This window comes from Streptomyces sp. NPDC051051, from assembly GCF_040682975.1.
Classification (GTDB): Bacteria; Actinomycetota; Actinomycetes; order Streptomycetales; family Streptomycetaceae; genus Streptomyces.
Window position 1 is genome coordinate 1 of record NZ_JBFBCB010000024.1, and the last position, 16,179, is coordinate 16,179.

28 protein-coding genes and 1 pseudogene are annotated in these 16,179 nt (G+C 66.4%); 1 reads left to right on the forward strand and 28 read right to left on the reverse strand.

Features of this window, described 5'->3' with window-relative positions:
* Positions 1–218: 218 nt before the first annotated feature.
* The 28 genes from rpsK to rpsJ all read right to left on the reverse strand — a co-directional run bounded on the left by rpsK (position 219) and on the right by rpsJ (position 14,907).
* Positions 219–623, reverse strand: a complete 405-nt coding sequence (gene rpsK / locus AB0N31_RS19255; RefSeq protein ID WP_010354218.1) for a 30S ribosomal protein S11 — start codon at positions 621–623, stop codon at positions 219–221.
* Between the two features lie 64 nt (positions 624–687).
* Positions 688–1,068: a 30S ribosomal protein S13 gene (gene rpsM / locus AB0N31_RS19260; protein ID WP_366059588.1), complete on the reverse strand. Its 381-nt coding sequence runs from the start codon at positions 1,066–1,068 to the stop codon at positions 688–690.
* A 214-nt stretch (positions 1,069–1,282) separates the two neighbouring features.
* Positions 1,283–1,396: a 50S ribosomal protein L36 gene (gene rpmJ / locus AB0N31_RS19265; protein ID WP_003998809.1), complete on the reverse strand. Its 114-nt coding sequence runs from the start codon at positions 1,394–1,396 to the stop codon at positions 1,283–1,285.
* A 68-nt stretch (positions 1,397–1,464) separates the two neighbouring features.
* On the reverse strand, positions 1,465–1,686 hold the full coding sequence (gene infA / locus AB0N31_RS19270; protein ID WP_004927214.1) for a translation initiation factor IF-1: 222 nt from the start codon (positions 1,684–1,686) through the stop codon (positions 1,465–1,467).
* Positions 1,687–1,932: 246 nt separating this feature from the next.
* On the reverse strand, positions 1,933–2,769 hold the full coding sequence (gene map, locus AB0N31_RS19275; RefSeq protein WP_366059589.1) for a type I methionyl aminopeptidase: 837 nt from the start codon (positions 2,767–2,769) through the stop codon (positions 1,933–1,935).
* Between the two features lie 103 nt (positions 2,770–2,872).
* Positions 2,873–3,535, reverse strand: coding sequence for an adenylate kinase (locus AB0N31_RS19280; RefSeq protein ID WP_366059590.1), 663 nt, complete (start codon positions 3,533–3,535; stop codon positions 2,873–2,875).
* Positions 3,535–4,848 (reverse strand): preprotein translocase subunit SecY, encoded by a 1,314-nt coding sequence (gene secY, locus AB0N31_RS19285; RefSeq protein WP_366059591.1) that lies wholly within the window; start codon positions 4,846–4,848, stop codon positions 3,535–3,537. Before secY ends, AB0N31_RS19280 begins: the two co-directional genes overlap by 1 nt.
* Positions 4,849–5,093: 245 nt before the next feature.
* Entirely contained in the window at positions 5,094–5,549 is a 456-nt protein-coding gene (gene rplO / locus AB0N31_RS19290; protein WP_003974249.1) for a 50S ribosomal protein L15, read from the reverse strand.
* A gap of 2 nt (positions 5,550–5,551) precedes the next feature.
* Positions 5,552–5,734 (reverse strand): 50S ribosomal protein L30, encoded by a 183-nt coding sequence (gene rpmD, locus AB0N31_RS19295; protein ID WP_030788246.1) that lies wholly within the window; start codon positions 5,732–5,734, stop codon positions 5,552–5,554.
* Entirely contained in the window at positions 5,734–6,342 is a 609-nt protein-coding gene (gene rpsE, locus AB0N31_RS19300) for a 30S ribosomal protein S5 (RefSeq protein ID WP_013001409.1), read from the reverse strand. Before rpsE ends, rpmD begins: the two co-directional genes overlap by 1 nt.
* A 43-nt stretch (positions 6,343–6,385) precedes the next feature.
* The gene (rplR, locus tag AB0N31_RS19305; protein ID WP_073491925.1) at positions 6,386–6,769 is read right to left on the reverse strand and encodes a 50S ribosomal protein L18; all 384 of its coding nucleotides are present in this window, start codon (positions 6,767–6,769) and stop codon (positions 6,386–6,388) included.
* Between the two features lie 3 nt (positions 6,770–6,772).
* Entirely contained in the window at positions 6,773–7,312 is a 540-nt protein-coding gene (gene rplF, locus AB0N31_RS19310) for a 50S ribosomal protein L6 (protein ID WP_099969705.1), read from the reverse strand.
* Positions 7,313–7,336: 24 nt separating this feature from the next.
* Positions 7,337–7,735 carry a 30S ribosomal protein S8 gene (gene rpsH / locus AB0N31_RS19315; RefSeq protein WP_073491923.1) on the reverse strand — a complete coding sequence of 133 codons (399 nt, stop codon included), beginning with the start codon at positions 7,733–7,735 and terminating at the stop codon, positions 7,337–7,339.
* A gap of 210 nt (positions 7,736–7,945) precedes the next feature.
* Entirely contained in the window at positions 7,946–8,131 is a 186-nt protein-coding gene (locus AB0N31_RS19320) for a type Z 30S ribosomal protein S14 (RefSeq protein WP_003948630.1), read from the reverse strand.
* 5 nt (positions 8,132–8,136) lie between these two features.
* Complete coding sequence (rplE, locus tag AB0N31_RS19325; protein ID WP_030788262.1) at positions 8,137–8,694, reverse strand: 50S ribosomal protein L5; 558 nt, start codon at positions 8,692–8,694, stop codon at positions 8,137–8,139.
* Entirely contained in the window at positions 8,694–9,017 is a 324-nt protein-coding gene (gene rplX / locus AB0N31_RS19330; protein WP_033272457.1) for a 50S ribosomal protein L24, read from the reverse strand. Before rplX ends, rplE begins: the two co-directional genes overlap by 1 nt.
* A gap of 2 nt (positions 9,018–9,019) precedes the next feature.
* Positions 9,020–9,388, reverse strand: a complete 369-nt coding sequence (rplN, locus tag AB0N31_RS19335; RefSeq protein WP_003998823.1) for a 50S ribosomal protein L14 — start codon at positions 9,386–9,388, stop codon at positions 9,020–9,022.
* A 135-nt stretch (positions 9,389–9,523) separates the two neighbouring features.
* Positions 9,524–9,811: a 30S ribosomal protein S17 gene (rpsQ, locus tag AB0N31_RS19340; RefSeq protein ID WP_009327090.1), complete on the reverse strand. Its 288-nt coding sequence runs from the start codon at positions 9,809–9,811 to the stop codon at positions 9,524–9,526.
* Positions 9,811–10,035, reverse strand: a complete 225-nt coding sequence (gene rpmC, locus AB0N31_RS19345) for a 50S ribosomal protein L29 (protein ID WP_003998824.1) — start codon at positions 10,033–10,035, stop codon at positions 9,811–9,813. Before rpmC ends, rpsQ begins: the two co-directional genes overlap by 1 nt.
* Positions 10,035–10,454, reverse strand: coding sequence for a 50S ribosomal protein L16 (gene rplP / locus AB0N31_RS19350; RefSeq protein WP_004927269.1), 420 nt, complete (start codon positions 10,452–10,454; stop codon positions 10,035–10,037). Before rplP ends, rpmC begins: the two co-directional genes overlap by 1 nt.
* 5 nt (positions 10,455–10,459) lie before the next feature.
* On the reverse strand, positions 10,460–11,293 hold the full coding sequence (gene rpsC, locus AB0N31_RS19355) for a 30S ribosomal protein S3 (RefSeq protein WP_366059592.1): 834 nt from the start codon (positions 11,291–11,293) through the stop codon (positions 10,460–10,462).
* Positions 11,293–11,640 carry a 50S ribosomal protein L22 gene (gene rplV, locus AB0N31_RS19360; protein ID WP_006130776.1) on the reverse strand — a complete coding sequence of 116 codons (348 nt, stop codon included), beginning with the start codon at positions 11,638–11,640 and terminating at the stop codon, positions 11,293–11,295. The genes rpsC and rplV overlap by 1 nt, the downstream gene beginning before the upstream one ends.
* Before the next feature lie 41 nt (positions 11,641–11,681).
* Positions 11,682–11,963, reverse strand: a complete 282-nt coding sequence (rpsS, locus tag AB0N31_RS19365; protein ID WP_356560316.1) for a 30S ribosomal protein S19 — start codon at positions 11,961–11,963, stop codon at positions 11,682–11,684.
* Positions 11,964–11,975: 12 nt separating this feature from the next.
* On the reverse strand, positions 11,976–12,812 hold the full coding sequence (gene rplB, locus AB0N31_RS19370; RefSeq protein WP_366059593.1) for a 50S ribosomal protein L2: 837 nt from the start codon (positions 12,810–12,812) through the stop codon (positions 11,976–11,978).
* 38 nt (positions 12,813–12,850) lie between these two features.
* Positions 12,851–13,270, reverse strand: coding sequence for a 50S ribosomal protein L23 (rplW, locus tag AB0N31_RS19375; protein WP_363172337.1), 420 nt, complete (start codon positions 13,268–13,270; stop codon positions 12,851–12,853).
* Positions 13,270–13,929: a 50S ribosomal protein L4 gene (rplD, locus tag AB0N31_RS19380; RefSeq protein WP_366059594.1), complete on the reverse strand. Its 660-nt coding sequence runs from the start codon at positions 13,927–13,929 to the stop codon at positions 13,270–13,272. Before rplD ends, rplW begins: the two co-directional genes overlap by 1 nt.
* 8 nt (positions 13,930–13,937) lie before the next feature.
* Positions 13,938–14,582: a 50S ribosomal protein L3 gene (gene rplC, locus AB0N31_RS19385; protein WP_366059595.1), complete on the reverse strand. Its 645-nt coding sequence runs from the start codon at positions 14,580–14,582 to the stop codon at positions 13,938–13,940.
* A gap of 16 nt (positions 14,583–14,598) precedes the next feature.
* The gene (rpsJ, locus tag AB0N31_RS19390) at positions 14,599–14,907 is read right to left on the reverse strand and encodes a 30S ribosomal protein S10 (RefSeq protein WP_003948644.1); all 309 of its coding nucleotides are present in this window, start codon (positions 14,905–14,907) and stop codon (positions 14,599–14,601) included.
* Between the two features lie 672 nt (positions 14,908–15,579).
* Between rpsJ and AB0N31_RS19395 the strand changes: the two are divergent.
* Positions 15,580–16,136, forward strand: a pseudogene (locus AB0N31_RS19395) (hypothetical protein); the annotation flags it as partial.
* Positions 16,137–16,179: the final 43 nt, after the last annotated feature.

The window sequence follows — 16,179 nt, forward strand, 5'->3', positions numbered from 1 at the left end:
GTAGCCGAAGCCCGGCTCCAGCGGCTCGATCACGAACCGGGAGCGGAACTCGTCGACGACCTCTTCGGTCAACGAGGGACGCTGAGCAATCAGCATGTTGCGTTCCTTCTGTCAGGGGCGCCCGCTATTTGACGCCCTGATATGAGACAAGGGTACGGGCGACACGACTCCGAGGAGCCGTACCGCCCGAGAACCTCAGTCCGGCAAACGACCGTGCGTCAGACGCGGCGGCGCTTCGGCGGACGGCAACCGTTGTGCGGGGTCGGGGTGACGTCCTGGATGGAGCCGACCTCGAGGCCCGTGGCCTGCAGGGAACGGATGGCGGTCTCACGACCGGCGCCCGGGCCCTTGACGAAGACGTCGACCTTGCGCATGCCGTGCTCCTGCGCGCGACGGGCGGCCGACTCGGCGGCCATCTGCGCGGCGAACGGCGTGGACTTGCGCGAGCCCTTGAAACCGACGTGGCCGGCGGAGGCCCACGAGATCACGTTTCCGGCCGGGTCCGTGATGGACACGATCGTGTTGTTGAACGTGCTCTTGATGTGCGCCTGGCCGTGCGCGACGTTCTTCTTTTCCTTGCGGCGCACCTTCTTGGCAGCGCCCTGACGACCCTTGGGGGGCATCTATTACTCCTACGGGAGGTGGTCGGTCCTACAGCGAAGACCGCTGATGAGCGTCCGCTGAGGACTACTTCTTGCCCGGCTTCTTCTTGCCGGCAATGGCGCGACGCGGGCCCTTGCGGGTACGGGCGTTCGTGCTGGTGCGCTGACCGCGGACGGGCAGACCACGACGGTGACGGAGACCCTGGTAGCTGCCGATCTCGACCTTGCGGCGGATGTCGGCCTGGATCTCGCGACGGAGGTCACCCTCGGTCTTGATGTTGGCGTCCACGTACTCGCGGATCGCGACGAGCTGCTCCTCGGAGAGGTCGCGAACGCGGGTGTCGGGGTCGACGCCGGTCGCAGCCAGCGTCTCCTGGGACAGGGTCCGGCCGATGCCGAACACGTAGGTGAGGGCGACCTCCACGCGCTTTTCGCGCGGGATGTCAACACCGGAAACGCGTGCCATTCAATGGCTCCTGGTGATCTTCGGAGGTCTTCCGCAGAACCGCCTCCCAGCCGCCGTCCTCTTCCCCGGGATCCCTGGGAAGATTTGGTACGGACTGGGTCCCCGGCCTCCGAACCGGGGGTGTCAGACCACAGGTCTGGGTTCTGCGTATGAACAATTCAGCTCGCGTCGCGCGAAGATTCTGCGTGATGCAGAGGGTGCGATCTGTGTGCGATCAGCCCTGGCGCTGCTTGTGGCGCGGGTTCTCGCAGATGACCATGACCCGACCGTGACGGCGGATCACCCTGCACTTGTCGCAGATCTTCTTGACGCTCGGCTTGACCTTCATGGGATGTGAGGTTCTCCGGGTCAGTTGCCGGCCACCCCGGGCGGGAACGCACGGGGCCTGGGCAAGATCTACTTGTACCGGTAGACGATCCGGCCGCGCGTCAGGTCGTACGGAGACAACTCCACCACGACCCGGTCGTCAGGGAGGATGCGGATGTAGTGCATGCGCATCTTGCCGCTGATGTGCGCCAGGACCTGGTGGCCGTTCTGGAGCTCGACCCTGAACATGGCGTTCGGAAGAGACTCGACGACAGTGCCCTCGATCTCGATGGCACCTTGCTTCTTGGCCACGCTTCGCCCTTCGAATCGACTACCTTGATCGACTCCTGGGCTTTCCCTTACGGGCGCATACAGACATGCGGGTGCACAAGAGCCGACGAGTCAGTCTACGTCAGCGCACCCGGAAACACGAATCGAGGAAGTGTGCCCATCCCGGGAGATCCTTAAGCGGTCCCCGGGCCGAGACGGGCCGGGAAGAAGGGCCGGGAAGGGAAGGGGCGGCGGGGGCGAGACACCTCGAGCCCCCGCCCGGCACCCTCAGGCCAGCGGGTCGGGCGCGGCCACGACCCCGTGCTCGGCGAGCTTCGCCTTCCCGCCGTCCACCGCGGTCAGCACCAGCGGCCCCTGCTCGGTCAACGCCACCGAGTGCTCCCAGTGCGACGACCAGGTCCCGTCCGTGGTGATGACGGTCCAGTCGTCCGCGAGGACCTCCGTCCGCGGCGTACCCAGCGACACCATCGGCTCGATGGCCAGGCAGAAGCCGGGGACCAGCTTGGGCCCCTTGCCCCGCTTGCGGTCGACGTAGTTCAGCAGGTGCGGGTCCATGTGCATCTCGGTGCCGATGCCGTGGCCGCCGTAGTCCTCGATGATCCCGTAGCGTCCGCCGCCCGGCTTCGGCTGACGACGGATGTACGTCTCGATGGCCCGCGACACGTCCACCAGCCGGTTGCCCTGCTTCATCGCCGCGATGCCGGCCCACATCGACTCCTCGGTCACCCGGGACAGCTCGATCAGCTCCGGGGCGTGGCCGGAGCCGACGAAGGCCGTGTAGGCGGCGTCGCCGTGCCAGCCGTCGACGATCGCGCCGCAGTCGATCGAGATGACGTCCCCGTCCTTGAGGACGACCTCGTCGGAGGGGATGCCGTGGACGACGACGTCGTTCACCGAGGTGCAGATGGTCGCGGGGAAACCGCCGTAGCCGAGGAAGTTCGACTTCGCGCCGTGCTCGGCGAGGACCTTGCGGGCGACCTCGTCGAGGTCCTTCGTGGTCGCCCCCGGCACCGCCGCTTCCCGCGTCGCCGCGTGGACGGCGGCGACGACCAGGCCCGCCGCGCGCATCTTGGCGATCTGCTCGGGGCTCTTGATCTGCACCATGGGGGGCCTGCGCTCTCCGTCACTCAGGTCGGTCGATGACATACGTACACAACAGTACGGCCGTGGCGTCCCGGAGGACTCCACGGCCGTACCGGGACGGAACCTACTGGCCGTCGTCCTCGCGCTTCAGCGCCGCCAGCGCACGGCCGGTGACCTCGTCGACCGGGCCCATGGCCTCGATCGTCACGACCAGGCCCTGCGCCTTGTAGTAGTCGATGATCGGCTCGGTCTGCGTGTGGTAGACCTCGAGCCGCGTGCGGACGGTCTCCTCGGAGTCGTCGTCGCGCTGGTACAGCTCCCCGCCGCAGACGTCGCAGACTCCGTCCTTCGACGGCTTCTTGTACGTCACGTGGAAGACGTGCGAGGAGTCGTTGCGGCAGATGCGCCGGCCGGCGATCCGCTTGACGACCTCCTCCTCGGGGGCCTCCAGGTCCAGTACCGCGTCCAGCTTGATGCCCTCGGTGGTGAGCAGCTCGTCCAGCGCCTCGGCCTGCGAGACGTTGCGCGGGAAACCGTCGAGCAGGAAGCCGCGCTCGGCGTCCGGCTGCTCCATGCGGTCCTTCGCCATGGCGATGGTGACCTCGTCGGGGACGAGGTTGCCGGCGTCCATGTAGGACTTCGCGAGTTTCCCGAGCTCCGTCTGCTGGCTGATGTTGGCGCGGAACAGGTCGCCCGTGGAGATGTGAGGTACGCGCAGCTTCTCGGCTAGGCGAGTGGCCTGCGTTCCCTTACCGGCGCCCGGCGGCCCGACGAGGACGATACGCATCAGCGGAGGAACCCTTCGTAATTGCGCTGCTGAAGCTGGCTCTCGATCTGCTTCACCGTCTCGAGACCCACACCCACGATGATCAGGATGCTGGTACCACCGAACGGGAAGTTCTGGTTTGCCCCGAAACCAGCCAACGCCATCGTCGGCACGAGAGCGATCAGCCCCAGATACAGCGAACCCGGCCAGGTGATCCGGTTGAGTACGTAGCTCAGGTACTCAGCGGTCGGTCGGCCAGCCCGGATGCCCGGGATGAAGCCACCATACTTCTTCATGTTGTCGGCGACTTCCTCGGGGTTGAAGGAAATGGCCACGTAGAAGAAGGCGAAGAAGACGATCAGGAAGAAGTAGAGAGTGATGTGCGCGGGCGCCGCCGTGTCCGCCAGGTTCTGCGTGATCCAGGTTGCCCAGCCCGCCTGCGAGTTGGAGAACTGCACGATCAGAGCCGGGATGTAGAGCAGCGACGAGGCGAAGATGACCGGGATCACACCGGCCTGGTTCACCTTCAGCGGGATGTACGTCGACGTACCGCCGTAGGAGCGGCGGCCGATCATGCGCTTGGCGTACTGCACGGGGATGCGGCGCTGGGCCTGCTCGACGAAGACCACCAGGCCGACCATGACCAGGCCGACGAGGATGACCGTGCCGAACTCGATCCAGCCGTCGGCCAGCGTGCCCTGCTTCTTGATGGCCCACAGCGCGGAGGGGAAGGTGGCGGCGATCGAGATGAACATCAGGATCGACATGCCGTTGCCGATGCCGCGGTCGGTGATCAGCTCGCCGAGCCACATGACCATCGCCGTACCGGCGGTCATGCAGATGACCATCGTGATGGTGGTGAAGATCGCGCGGTCCGGGACGATCTGGCCGGCCACCGAGCAGCCTGAGAAGAGCGCGCCGCTCCGGGCGGTGGCCACCAGGCCGGTGCCCTGGAGGATGGCGAGTGCCACGGTGAGGTACCGGGTGTACTGCGTGATCTTCGCCGTACCGGCCTGGCCCTCCTTCTTGAGCGCTTCCAGACGCGGGATCACCACGGTCAGCAGCTGAAGGATGATGCTCGCCGTGATGTACGGCATGATGCCCAGGGCGAAGATCGTGATCTGCAGCAGCGCGCCGCCGCTGAACATGTTGACCAGACCGAAGAGGCCCTGGTTGCCGGACGCCTCGTCCACGCAGGTCTGGACGCTCTTGTAGTCGACACCCGGGATCGGGATGTGGGTGCCGACCCGGTAGACCACGATGATGCCGAGCGTGAAGAGCAGCTTCTTGCGCAGGTCGGGCGTCTTGAACGCCCGGGCGAACGCGGTGAGCACGGTGCCTCCTGCGACCCCCGCGCGTCTGCGTCAAGGGTGACGGTGTTGAGGTTCCAATAAGAACGACGACATGTGTAACGGTCGACTGCCGCCCAAGGTGCCCCATCGGAAGCACCTTGTGAAAGAGGGCAGTGCAAGCCACCTTACCGGCGACACTGCCACCCTAGGAACGACCAACCGGGGATACCCCATTTGTGGGGTATCCCCGGTCGGGATCGCTCAAGTCATCGAGACGCCTGATGGAATCAGACGAGCTCGGTGACGGTACCGCCGGCGGCGGTGATCTTCTCCTTGGCAGAGCCGGAGACGGCGTCGACCGTCACCTGCAGCGCCACGGAGATCTCGCCCTGGCCGAGCACCTTGACGAGGCTGTTCTTGCGAACGGCACCCTTGGCGACGAGCCCCTCGACGGTGACCTCGCCACCCTCCGGGTACAGCGCCGCCAGCTTGTCGAGGTTCACGACCTGGAACTCGGTCTTGAACGGGTTCTTGAAGCCCTTGAGCTTCGGAAGACGCATGTGGAGGGGCATCTGCCCACCCTCGAAGCGCTCCGGAACCTGGTAACGGGCCTTCGTGCCCTTGGTACCACGACCGGCCGTCTTACCCTTCGACGCCTCACCACGACCCACACGGGTCTTGGCGGTCTTGGCGCCCGGGGCGGGACGGAGGTTGTGGATCTTGAGCGGGTTGTTCTCCGCCATGATCAGTCGACCTCCTCGACCGTCACGAGGTGGCGGACGGTGTGCACCATTCCGCGGAACTCGGGGCGGTCCTCCTTGACGACCACGTCGTTCAGGCGCTTGAGCCCGAGCGAACGCAGGGTGTCACGGTGGTTCTGCTTGCTGCCGATGTACGACTTCGTCTGCGTGATCTTGAGCTGAGCCATTACGCAGCACCAGCCCCGGCACGCGCACGAAGCAGAGCCGCGGGAGCGACGTCCTCGAGGGGCAGACCGCGGCGGGCCGCGATCTCCTCGGGACGCTGCAGGCCCTTCAGGGCCTCCACGGTCGCGTGCACGATGTTGATCGCGTTCGACGAACCGAGCGACTTCGACAGGATGTCGTGAACGCCGGCGCACTCGAGCACGGCACGCACCGGGCCACCGGCGATAACGCCGGTACCGGGGGACGCCGGCTTGAGCAGGACGACACCCGCCGCCTTCTCACCCGTGATCGGGTGCGGGATGGTGCCCTGGATACGGGGGACCTTGAAGAAGTGCTTCTTGGCCTCCTCCACACCCTTGGCGATGGCGGCCGGCACCTCCTTGGCCTTGCCGTAACCGACACCGACGGTGCCGTCACCATCGCCCACCACGACCAGCGCGGTGAAGCTGAAGCGACGACCACCCTTCACTACCTTGGCGACGCGGTTGATCGCGACGACGCGCTCAACGTACGCGGTCTTCTCGGCGGCAGCTGCGCCGCCGTCACGGCCCTTCCGGTCCCGCCGCTCGCCGCCACCGGCACCGCCACCGCGGCGCTGGGGTCCAGCCATTGGAATTACCTCTCTCTGTCTCCGCTAGCTACGGAACCAGGACTCAGAACTTGAGTCCGGCCTCGCGGGCTGCGTCCGCCAGAGCGGCAATGCGCCCGGCGTACTGGTTACCACCACGGTCGAAAACGACGGCCTCGACACCGGCGGCCTTGGCACGCTCGGCGACCAGGGCGCCGACCTGCTTGGCCTGCGCCGACTTGTCGCCCTCGGCACCGCGGATCGAGGTGTCCAGCGTGGACGCCGACGCAAGGGTGTGACCCTTGAGGTCGTCGATCACCTGGGCCACGATGTGGCGGTTCGAGCGGGTTACGACCAGACGGGGGCGCTCCGACGTACCGGCGATCCGCTTGCGGATCCGGATGTGACGGCGCTTGATCGCGGCGCGCTTGTAGGCGTCGCCCTTCAGGATCTTCTGCCCGTATGCCATGGCTTACTTACCCGCCTTTCCGACCTTGCGGCGGATGACTTCGCCCTCGTACTTGACACCCTTGGCCTTGTACGGGTCGGGCTTGCGCAGCTTGCGGATGTTGGCCGCAACCTCGCCGACCTTCTGCTTGTCGATGCCCTCGACCTGGAAGCGGGTCGGGGTCTCCACCTTGAAGGTGATTCCCTCGGGCGCCTCGACGGTGATCGGGTGGCTGTAACCGAGCGCGAACTCGAGGTTCGAGCCCTTCGCGGTCACGCGGTAACCGACACCACTGATCTCGAGCTTCTTCACGTAACCCTGGGTCACGCCGGTGATCATGTTCGCCACCAGCGTGCGGGACAGGCCGTGCAGGGCCTTGCTCTGACGCTCGTCGTTGGGGCGGGTGACGTTCAGAACGCCGTCCTCACCCTTGGCGATCTCGATCGGCGCGACGACGGTGTGGGTCAGCGAGCCCTTGGGGCCCTTGACCGAGACCGTCTGGCCGTCGATGGTGACGTCCACGCCGGCGGGAACCGTGATAGGGAGCTTGCCAATGCGCGACATAGCTGTTTCCTCCGTTCCCTTCCGCTACCAGACGTAGGCGAGAACTTCTCCGCCTACGCCCTTCTTGCCGGCCTGCTTGTCGGTGAGGAGACCGTGCGACGTGGAGATGATCGCCACGCCGAGGCCGCCCAGCACCTTGGGCAGGGAGGTGGACTTCGCGTAAACCCGGAGACCGGGCTTGGAGATCCGCTTGATGCCCGCGATGGAGCGCTCACGGTTCGGACCGAACTTCAGCTCGAGGGTGAGGTTCTTGCCCACCTCGGCGTCCTCGATCTTCCAGCCCGTGATGAAGCCCTCCTGCTGGAGGATCTCCGCGATGTGAGACTTGATCTTCGATGCCGGCATCGTCACGGAGTCGTGGTACGCCGAGTTCGCGTTCCGCAGACGCGTCAGCATGTCTGCGATCGGATCAGTCATGGTCATGAGTTGGCCTGTGGCCTCTCTCGCCGGGGTTTCCTGGTGCGCCATCCCTCTCCCCGATCCGAGACGGGACGGGTGCGGCGCGGTGGACCTACGGCGTAGTAAGTCGTACGGGCGTCAGGCGCCCAACCCTCCCAGCCTACGGCATGAAGGGGTGGGCACCTGACACTGCCCTTTACTTACCGAGAGCTCAGGAATCCCGAAGTACGGGGATTACCAGGAGCTCTTGGTCACGCCCGGCAGCTCGCCACGGTGAGCCATCTCACGAAGGCACACGCGGCAGAGGCCGAACTTGCGGTACACGGAGTGCGGACGGCCGCAGCGCTGGCAGCGCGTGTAGCCGCGTACTCCGAACTTGGGCTTACGAGCAGCCTTGGCAATCAGAGCCTTCTTCGCCATCTCGCTCACGCCTCCTTGAAGGGGAAGCCGAGGTGACGAAGGAGCGCACGGCCCTCAGCGTCGTTGGTCGCCGTGGTGACCACGGTGATGTCCATACCCCGGACGCGGTCGATCTTGTCCTGGTCGATCTCGTGGAACATGACCTGCTCCGTGAGACCGAAGGTGTAGTTGCCACGGCCGTCGAACTGCTTGGGGGACAGGCCGCGGAAGTCGCGGATGCGCGGAAGCGCCAGCGACAGGGTGCGGTCCAGGAACTCCCACATGCGGTCGCCACGGAGCGTGACGTGAGCACCGATCGGCTGACCCTCGCGCAGCTTGAACTGCGCGATGGACTTGCGGGCCTTGGTGACGGCCGGCTTCTGACCGGTGATCGTGGTGAGGTCGCGGATCGCGCCCTCGATCAGCTTGGAGTCGCGGGCGGCGTCGCCCACACCCATGTTGACCACAATCTTGACGAGGCCGGGGATCTGCATGACGTTCTCGTAGGAGAACTCTTCACGCAGCTTGCCCGCGATCTCCTCGCGGTACTTCGTCTTCAGACGCGGAGTGGTGGTGGTAGCCATCAGATGTCCTCACCCGTCCGCTTGGCAACGCGGATCTTGTTGCCCTCGTCGTCGAAGCGGTAACCGACACGCGTGACGACCTTGTTGCCGTCCTTCTCCACGACCAGCTGAACGTTGGACACGTGGATCGGGGCCTCGGTGGTCACGATGCCGCCGGCCTGGGAACCGCTGGCGGTCGGGCCGGCCTTGGTGTGCTTCTTGACCCGGTTGACACCCTCGACCAGGACGCGGTCCTCGCGGGGGAAGGCCGCGATGACCTTGCCCTGCTTGCCCTTGTCCTTACCGGTGATGACCTGGACCAGGTCGCCCTTCTTGATCTTCATGCTTACAGCACCTCCGGCGCGAGCGAGATGATCTTCATGAACTTCTTCTCGCGCAGCTCACGGCCGACCGGGCCGAAGATACGGGTGCCGCGAGGGTCGCCGTCGTTCTTCAGAATGACGGCGGCGTTCTCGTCGAAGCGGATGTACGAGCCGTCCGGACGGCGGCGCTCCTTGACGGTGCGAACGATGACCGCCTTGACGACGTCACCCTTCTTCACGTTGCCACCGGGGATCGCGTCCTTGACGGTGGCGACGATGACGTCACCGATGCCCGCGTAGCGGCGACCGGAGCCACCGAGCACACGGATGCAAAGGATCTCCTTCGCACCAGTGTTGTCGGCGACACGCAGTCGCGACTCCTGCTGGATCACGTCTATCTCCTGTTTGTCTGCCGGTTCCCGGCAGGGGCCGCCTCTTCACGAGGTGGGGCCCCTGCCGAGCCTGGCGGAACCGTCCTGCGGGGTTGCCCGCAGGCGTACTGGTGGGAGTTCCCTTGCGGGAACTACCTACTTGGCCTTCTCGAGGATCTCGACGACGCGCCAGCGCTTCGTCGCGGACAGCGGACGCGTCTCCATGAGGAGGACGCGGTCGCCGACGCCCGCGGCGTTCTGCTCGTCGTGGGCCTTGAGCTTGTTGGTACGGCGGATGACCTTGCCGTACAGCGCGTGCTTGACGCGGTCCTCGACGGCGACGACGACGGTCTTGTCCATCTTGTCGCTGACGACGAGACCCTCACGGGTCTTGCGGAAGCCGCGGGCCTCTGCAGTCTGCTCAGTCACGTTGTTCTCACTCATCAGGCGCTCTCCACCGTCTCGATGCCCAGCTCGCGCTCACGCATCAGGGTGTAGATCCGCGCGATGTCCTTGCGGACGGCCTTCAGCCGACCGTGGTTCTCGAGCTGACCGGTCGCCGCCTGGAAGCGGAGGTTGAACAGCTCTTCCTTGGCTTCGCGGAGCTTCGCGAGAAGCTCCTCGTCACCCAGTTCGCGCAGCTCGGACGCCTTGGTACCGGCCGACATCACGCTTCACCTGCCTCGCGCTTGACGATCCGGCACTTCATCGGCAGCTTGTGGGCTGCGCGAGTGAGGGCCTCACGGGCGATCTTCTCGTTGGGGTAGGACAGCTCGAACATGACCCGACCCGGGTGCACGTTCGCGATCCACCACTCGGGCGAACCCTTACCGGAACCCATGCGGGTCTCGGCGGGCTTCTTCGTGAGCGGGCGGTCCGGGTAGATGTTGATCCAGACCTTGCCGCCACGCTTGATGTGGCGGGTCATCGCGATACGAGCCGCCTCGATCTGGCGGTTGGTCACGTACGCCGGCGTGAGGGCCTGGATGCCGTACTCGCCGAACGCGACCGTCGTACCACCCTTGGCCTGACCACGGCGCTTCGGGTGGTGCTGCTTGCGGTGCTTGACCCTACGGGGGATCAGCATGTCGGTCAGGCCTCCGTTCCGGTGCTCTCAGCCGGAGCGGCGGCGGGGGCCTCGGCCTTGGGGGCCTCGGCACCGGCAGCCTGCTGCGGCTTGCGACCGCGCCGCTCGCCACCGCCACCACGGCCACCACGGGCCGGGCGGTCGGCGCCGCCGCCGCCACGGGCCGGGCGGTTGCCGGCGCGGGCAGCGGCGTTCTCGGCACGGACCTCGGCGATGTTCTTGACGTCGCCCTTGTAGATCCAGACCTTCACACCGATGCGGCCGAAGGTCGTCTTGGCCTCGAAGAAGCCGTAGTCCACGTTCGCGCGGAGCGTGTGCAGGGGCACACGGCCCTCGCGGTAGAACTCCGAGCGGGACATCTCGGCGCCACCGAGGCGGCCACCGCACTGGATCTTGATGCCCTTGGCGCCGGCCTTCATCGCCGACTGCATGCTCTTACGCATGGCGCGGCGGAAGGAGACGCGGGAGGAGAGCTGCTCGGCGACGGCCTGAGCGACCAGCTGGGCATCCGTCTCGGGGTTCTTGACCTCGAGGATGTTCAGCTGGACCTGCTTGCCCGTGAGCTTCTCGAGGTCGCCGCGGATGCGGTCGGCCTCGGCGCCACGGCGGCCGATGACGATGCCCGGACGAGCGGTGTGGATGTCCACACGCACGCGGTCACGGGTGCGCTCGATCTCCACCTTCGAGATGCCGGCGCGCTCCATGCCGGACGTCATCATCCGACGGATGGCGACGTCTTCCTTGACGTAGTCCTTGTACAGCTTGTCGGCGTACCAGCGGGACTTGAAGTCCGTGGTGATGCCGAGCCGGAACCCATGCGGGTTAACCTTCTGGCCCATTACCGGGTTCCTTCCTTGCTGCTGACGACCACGGTGATGTGGCTGGTCCGCTTGCGGATCCGGTAGGCGCGGCCCTGGGCACGCGGACGGAACCGCTTCAGGGTCGGGCCCTCATCGACGTAGGCCTCGGAGATGAAGAGGCTGTCGACATCGGTGTGGTCGTAGTTGTGCGCGGCGTTGGCGATGGCGCTGTCCAGCACCTTGCCGACCGGCACGCTCGCGGCCTGCGGGGCGAAACGCAGGACCGCCTGAGCCTCCGTGGCGTCCATGCCACGGATGAGGTCCACCACGCGGCGGGCCTTCATGGGCGTGACGCGGATGTACCGCGCCTGGGCCCTGGCTTCCATGGTTGTCCTTCCAGTGTCTGTCATGGTCATTCCACCCCGCCTTAGCGGCGCTTCGACTTCCGGTCGTCCTTGACGTGACCCCGGAAGGTGCGCGTCGGCGAGAACTCGCCGAGCTTGTGGCCGACCATCGACTCGGTGACGAACACCGGAATGTGGGTCTTGCCGTTGTGCACCGCGATCGTGTGACCCAGCATGCTGGGGGTGATCATCGAGCGACGGGACCAGGTCTTGATGACGTTCTTGGTGCCTGCCTCGTTCTGTACGTCCACCTTCTTGATCAGGTGGTCGTCGACGAAGGGCCCCTTCTTGAGACTACGCGGCATCTAAACCCGCTCCTAGCGCTTCTTGTTCGTCTTGCGGCGGCGGACGATGTACTTGTTCGAAGCCTTCTTCGGCGAACGAGTACGACCCTCCTTCTGACCCCAGGGGCTGACCGGGTGGCGACCACCGGAGGTCTTGCCCTCACCACCACCGTGGGGGTGGTCGACCGGGTTCATCGCCACACCGCGAACGGTCGGGCGGACGCCCAGCCAGCGCTTGCGACCGGCCTTGCCCCAGTTGATGTTGCTCTGCTCGGCGTTGCCGACCTCGCCGACCGTGGCGCGGCAGCGCTGGTCGACCAGGCGGATCTCACCGGAGGGCATGCGGAGGTGGGCCATGGTGCCCTCCTTCGCGAGCAGCTGCACGGAGGCACCGGCGGAGCGGGCGAACTTGGCGCCGCCACCGGGACGGATCTCGATCGCGTGGATCGTGGTACCGACCGGGATGTTGCGGAGCGCCAGGTTGTTGCCCGGCTTGATGTCGGCCCCGGCACCGTTCTCGACGCGGTCACCCTGCTGCAGGTTGCGCGGGGCGAGGATGTAGCGCTTCTCGCCGTCCGCGTAGTGCAGCAGCGCGATGCGCGCGGTGCGGTTGGGGTCGTACTCGATGTGCGCGACCTTCGCCGGCACGCCGTCCTTGTCGTGACGACGGAAGTCGATCACTCGGTAGGCGCGCTTGTGTCCGCCACCCTGGTGGCGAACGGTCACACGACCGGCGTTGTTACGGCCGCCCTTGCTGTGCAGCGGGCGGACCAGCGACTTCTCCGGCGTGGACCGCGTGACCTCGACGAAGTCGGCGACGCTGGAGCCACGACGGCCCGGCGTAGTCGGCTTGTACTTGCGGATTCCCATTTCTCAGTCCTCGTCCGATATCGGACGATCCGACCCGCTTACGCGGTCGGACCGCCGAAGATGTCGATACGGTCGCCCTCAGCGAGGGTCACGATCGCGCGCTTGGTGGAAGCGCGCTGACCGAAACCGGTCTTGGTGCGCTTGCGCTTGCCCTGGCGGTTGATCGTGTTGACCCCGGTGACCTTGACCGAGAAGACCGCCTGGACGGCCTGCTTGATCTGGGTCTTGTTGGCGTTCGGGTCGACGATGAACGTGTACTTGTTCTCGTCGAGGAGCGCGTAGCTCTTCTCCGACACGACCGGCTTCAGCAGCACGTCACGGGGGTCCGTGTACGCCTTGCTGGGCGCGGTGACGACGGTGTTCTTGCCCTCGGCCTCGTGGCGCTTCGCCTTGGCGACGCGCGCGGCCTTGGCGGCCTTGGCCGCCTTGGGGGCGATGCTCGGGTGACGCGTAGCCATCAGGCGTCACTCCCTTCGGTGTCGTTGGCCTTGTTCGGGCCGGACACGAAGGACTCAAGAGCGGCCTGGGTGAAGACCACGTCGTCCGAGACGATCACGTCGTACGTGTTCAGCTGGCCCGGCTCCAGGATGTGCACCTGGGGCAGGTTGCGGGCGGACAGCCACGCGGCCTCGTCGGCGCGGTCGACGACCAGGAGCAGGTTCTTGCGCTCCGAGATCTTGCCGAACAGCGTCCGGGCGGACTTCGTGGACGGGGCGTCGCCCTCGATCACGCCGGTGACGACGTGGATGCGGTTGTGGCGGGCCCGGTCGGTGAGGGCGTGGCGCAGGGCCGCGGCCTTCATCTTCTTCGGGGTCCGCTGCGAGTAGTCACGCGGCACGGGACCGTGCACGACGCCACCACCGGCGAACTGCGGCGCGCGGGTCGAACCCTGACGGGCGCGGCCGGTGCCCTTCTGGCGGTACGGCTTCTTGCCGCCACCGCGGACTTCGCCGCGGCGCTTGGTCTTGTGCGTGCCCTGACGGGCAGCGGCGTTCTGCGCGACGACGACCTGGTGGATCAGCGGGATGCTGACCTTCTCCACGCCGAAGATCTCCGCGGGGAGCTCGACGCTACCGGTCTTCTCGCCGGCAGGCGAAAGGATGTCAACAGTGCTCATCGGTTACCTCAGGCCCCCTTGGCCGCGGTGCGGACCAGGACGAGGCCGCCGTTCGGACCGGGAACCGCGCCCTTGATGAGCAGCAGACCCTTCTCCGCGTCAACGGCGTGGACGGTCAGGTTCTGGGTGGTGACCCGCTCGTTGCCCATGCGACCCGCCATGCGGAGGCCCTTGAACACGCGGCCCGGGGTGGCACAGCCACCGATGGAACCGGGGGAGCGGTGCTTGCGCTGGGTGCCGTGTCCGGCGCCGAGGCCCTTGAAGTTGTGACGCTTCATGACACCGGCGAAGCCCTTGCCCTTGCTCTTGCCGGTCACGTCGACCTTGATGCCGGCCTCGAACACCTCGGCGGTGATCTCCTGGCCGAGGGTGTACTCGCCGGCGTCGGCGGTACGGATCTCGACGAGGTGGCGGCGGGGAGTGACGTCGGCCTTGGCGAAGTGGCCCTTGAGGGGCTTGTTCACCTTGCGCGGGTCGATCTCGCCGAAGGCGATCTGCACCGACTCGTAGCCGTCGGCGTCGTTCGTACGCACCTGGGTGACGACGTTGGGGCCGGCCTTGACGACGGTGACCGGAACAACACGGTTGTTCTCGTCCCACACCTGCGTCATGCCGAGCTTCTCGCCCAGGATGCCCTTGATCTGCTTGGTCATCTTCAGATCACCGGCCTCAGAGCTTGATCTCGATGTCGACACCGGCCGGGAGGTCGAGTCGCATCAGAGAGTCAACGGTCTTGGGGGTCGGGTCGAGGATGTCGATCAGGCGCTTGTGCGTGCGCATCTCGAAGTGCTCGCGCGAGTCCTTGTACTTGTGCGGCGACTTGATGACGCAGTACACGTTCTTCTCAGTGGGCAGCGGCACCGGGCCCGCGACCGACGCACCAGTACGCGTCACCGTCTCGACGATCTTCTTCGCCGAGCTGTCGATGACCTCGTGGTCGTAGGCCTTGAGCCGGATGCGGATCTTCTGTCCCGCCATGGCTACTCAGTAGTCCTGTCTCTTCTAACGCTCTGGACCTGGTCGGCCCCTTACCGTTTCCTCCGACCCACGCGGTCGGGCGTGTCGCGCTCCCGCTGACACGGATGTCCTCACGTTCGAACATCCCTGCGGGGAATGCACACGGCCCTACCGGAACCGCAGACCGAGGGCGGAAGGCCCACCGGGTGCCTGGTCGGTGTCGCGCCCACGCTTCCCGGAAGATTCCCGTACGTCCGCCCCAGCGCTGCCGTGAGGCAGTTGGGGCGACGAGTACTGTGGGACTCGCTTCCGGTCCTCCCGGCGGGAGGCGCGCAGCATCAACACTCGGCCGAGCAACTCGGTCAGTCTGCCATATGGGGCAGGGGCCTGGCCAATCGAGCCGGAGAGAATACCCCGGACGTGACGCAGGTCAAACAAGGACCGCCACCTGGGCGCGGGAGCCGTCCGGGGAGGGGCACCTCGGCCGGGCCGGGCGGTCGGGTCTGGTGACACCACTCGGGTCCCATCCGAACGCGACGGTCGCCGGGGCCGACCCGAACCTGGCGGCACTGCACCGGGCGGGGCTGCGCACGAAAGCCGGAGTGGCACGGTACGTGTTCGGCACCGTCCACCCGTTCACGCCGAGAGAGGTGTCCGCCACCGTGCGGAGCCTCGCCGTTCCATGGCGGGAGCCGACTGCCCACGGCTCTCCTGGTCGTCTGCCAGGACCACGCCACCGCCAAGTGGGCCGGGCGGGCTGTGCACAGCGGACCGCCTCAACTGCCCACCCTCACCCTGCGGCCGTCGGCCCGCAACATGTCGGTGATCACCGATCCGGAGGAAGCCCGCGCCGACCTGGTCCTGGCCCGGCGGCCATCACACACGCCACCGACCCGGTCGTGGATGTGATAGTGAAGGCACTGTCCACAGCATTGCGGGACGCATTCGAAGACATCGCGGACCCCATCGTCGAACTCACTGCACAGGGCCTGGGAAACCGCCCGTCCAAGCCTCTCTGGAGAAACCCGGTGGCCGTGGACCTTTCCTTCTACACGTCGTACATTTTCGAGGAAATCCGGGCTCAGAGTGGCGCTGAGGGCATCCTCGTCATCCTGGAACAACGGGGCCTCGACGTCTCCGAGGACGTCCGAGGACGCGTCATGGACTGCACCGACTCCGAGCTCCTCCGCCACCGGGTGACCCGCGCCGTCACCGCCCCGGTAGTCGAGGAGATCTTCGAGGAGGAGTGACGGGCCGGCCCCCGGCTCTGGCTCTGGCGCGACGACGCCTGCC

Coding starts and splice junctions, on each gene's coding strand:
- rpsJ (WP_003948644.1), bottom strand. CDS start 14,907: ATGGCGGGACAGAAGATCCGCATCCGGCTCAAGGCCTACGACCACGAG.
- rpsC (WP_366059592.1), bottom strand. CDS start 11,293: ATGGGCCAGAAGGTTAACCCGCATGGGTTCCGGCTCGGCATCACCACG.
- rpmD (WP_030788246.1), bottom strand. CDS start 5,734: ATGGCTCAGCTCAAGATCACGCAGACGAAGTCGTACATCGGCAGCAAG.
- rpmC (WP_003998824.1), bottom strand. CDS start 10,035: ATGTCGGCCGGTACCAAGGCGTCCGAGCTGCGCGAACTGGGTGACGAG.
- rplP (WP_004927269.1), bottom strand. CDS start 10,454: ATGCTGATCCCCCGTAGGGTCAAGCACCGCAAGCAGCACCACCCGAAG.
- rplO (WP_003974249.1), bottom strand. CDS start 5,549: ATGGCGGAGAACAACCCGCTCAAGATCCACAACCTCCGTCCCGCCCCG.
- rplD (WP_366059594.1), bottom strand. CDS start 13,929: ATGAGCACTGTTGACATCCTTTCGCCTGCCGGCGAGAAGACCGGTAGC.
- rplR (WP_073491925.1), bottom strand. CDS start 6,769: ATGGCATACGGGCAGAAGATCCTGAAGGGCGACGCCTACAAGCGCGCC.
- map (WP_366059589.1), bottom strand. CDS start 2,769: ATGGTGCAGATCAAGAGCCCCGAGCAGATCGCCAAGATGCGCGCGGCG.
- rplE (WP_030788262.1), bottom strand. CDS start 8,694: ATGGCTACCACCACCACTCCGCGTCTGAAGACGAAGTACCGCGAGGAG.
- rpsK (WP_010354218.1), bottom strand. CDS start 623: ATGCCCCCCAAGGGTCGTCAGGGCGCTGCCAAGAAGGTGCGCCGCAAG.
- rpsQ (WP_009327090.1), bottom strand. CDS start 9,811: ATGAGTGAGAACAACGTGACTGAGCAGACTGCAGAGGCCCGCGGCTTC.
- AB0N31_RS19280 (WP_366059590.1), bottom strand. CDS start 3,535: ATGCGTATCGTCCTCGTCGGGCCGCCGGGCGCCGGTAAGGGAACGCAG.
- rplX (WP_033272457.1), bottom strand. CDS start 9,017: ATGAAGATCAAGAAGGGCGACCTGGTCCAGGTCATCACCGGTAAGGAC.
- rpmJ (WP_003998809.1), bottom strand. CDS start 1,396: ATGAAGGTCAAGCCGAGCGTCAAGAAGATCTGCGACAAGTGCAGGGTG.
- rpsH (WP_073491923.1), bottom strand. CDS start 7,735: ATGACCATGACTGATCCGATCGCAGACATGCTGACGCGTCTGCGGAAC.
- rpsM (WP_366059588.1), bottom strand. CDS start 1,068: ATGGCACGCGTTTCCGGTGTTGACATCCCGCGCGAAAAGCGCGTGGAG.
- rplW (WP_363172337.1), bottom strand. CDS start 13,270: ATGGCTACGCGTCACCCGAGCATCGCCCCCAAGGCGGCCAAGGCCGCC.
- rplF (WP_099969705.1), bottom strand. CDS start 7,312: ATGTCGCGCATTGGCAAGCTCCCTATCACGGTTCCCGCCGGCGTGGAC.
- rplV (WP_006130776.1), bottom strand. CDS start 11,640: ATGGAAGCCAGGGCCCAGGCGCGGTACATCCGCGTCACGCCCATGAAG.
- rplB (WP_366059593.1), bottom strand. CDS start 12,812: ATGGGAATCCGCAAGTACAAGCCGACTACGCCGGGCCGTCGTGGCTCC.
- rplC (WP_366059595.1), bottom strand. CDS start 14,582: ATGACCAAGCAGATCAAGGGCATCCTGGGCGAGAAGCTCGGCATGACG.
- rpsS (WP_356560316.1), bottom strand. CDS start 11,963: ATGCCGCGTAGTCTCAAGAAGGGGCCCTTCGTCGACGACCACCTGATC.
- rpsE (WP_013001409.1), bottom strand. CDS start 6,342: ATGGCTGGACCCCAGCGCCGCGGTGGCGGTGCCGGTGGCGGCGAGCGG.
- AB0N31_RS19320 (WP_003948630.1), bottom strand. CDS start 8,131: ATGGCGAAGAAGGCTCTGATTGCCAAGGCTGCTCGTAAGCCCAAGTTC.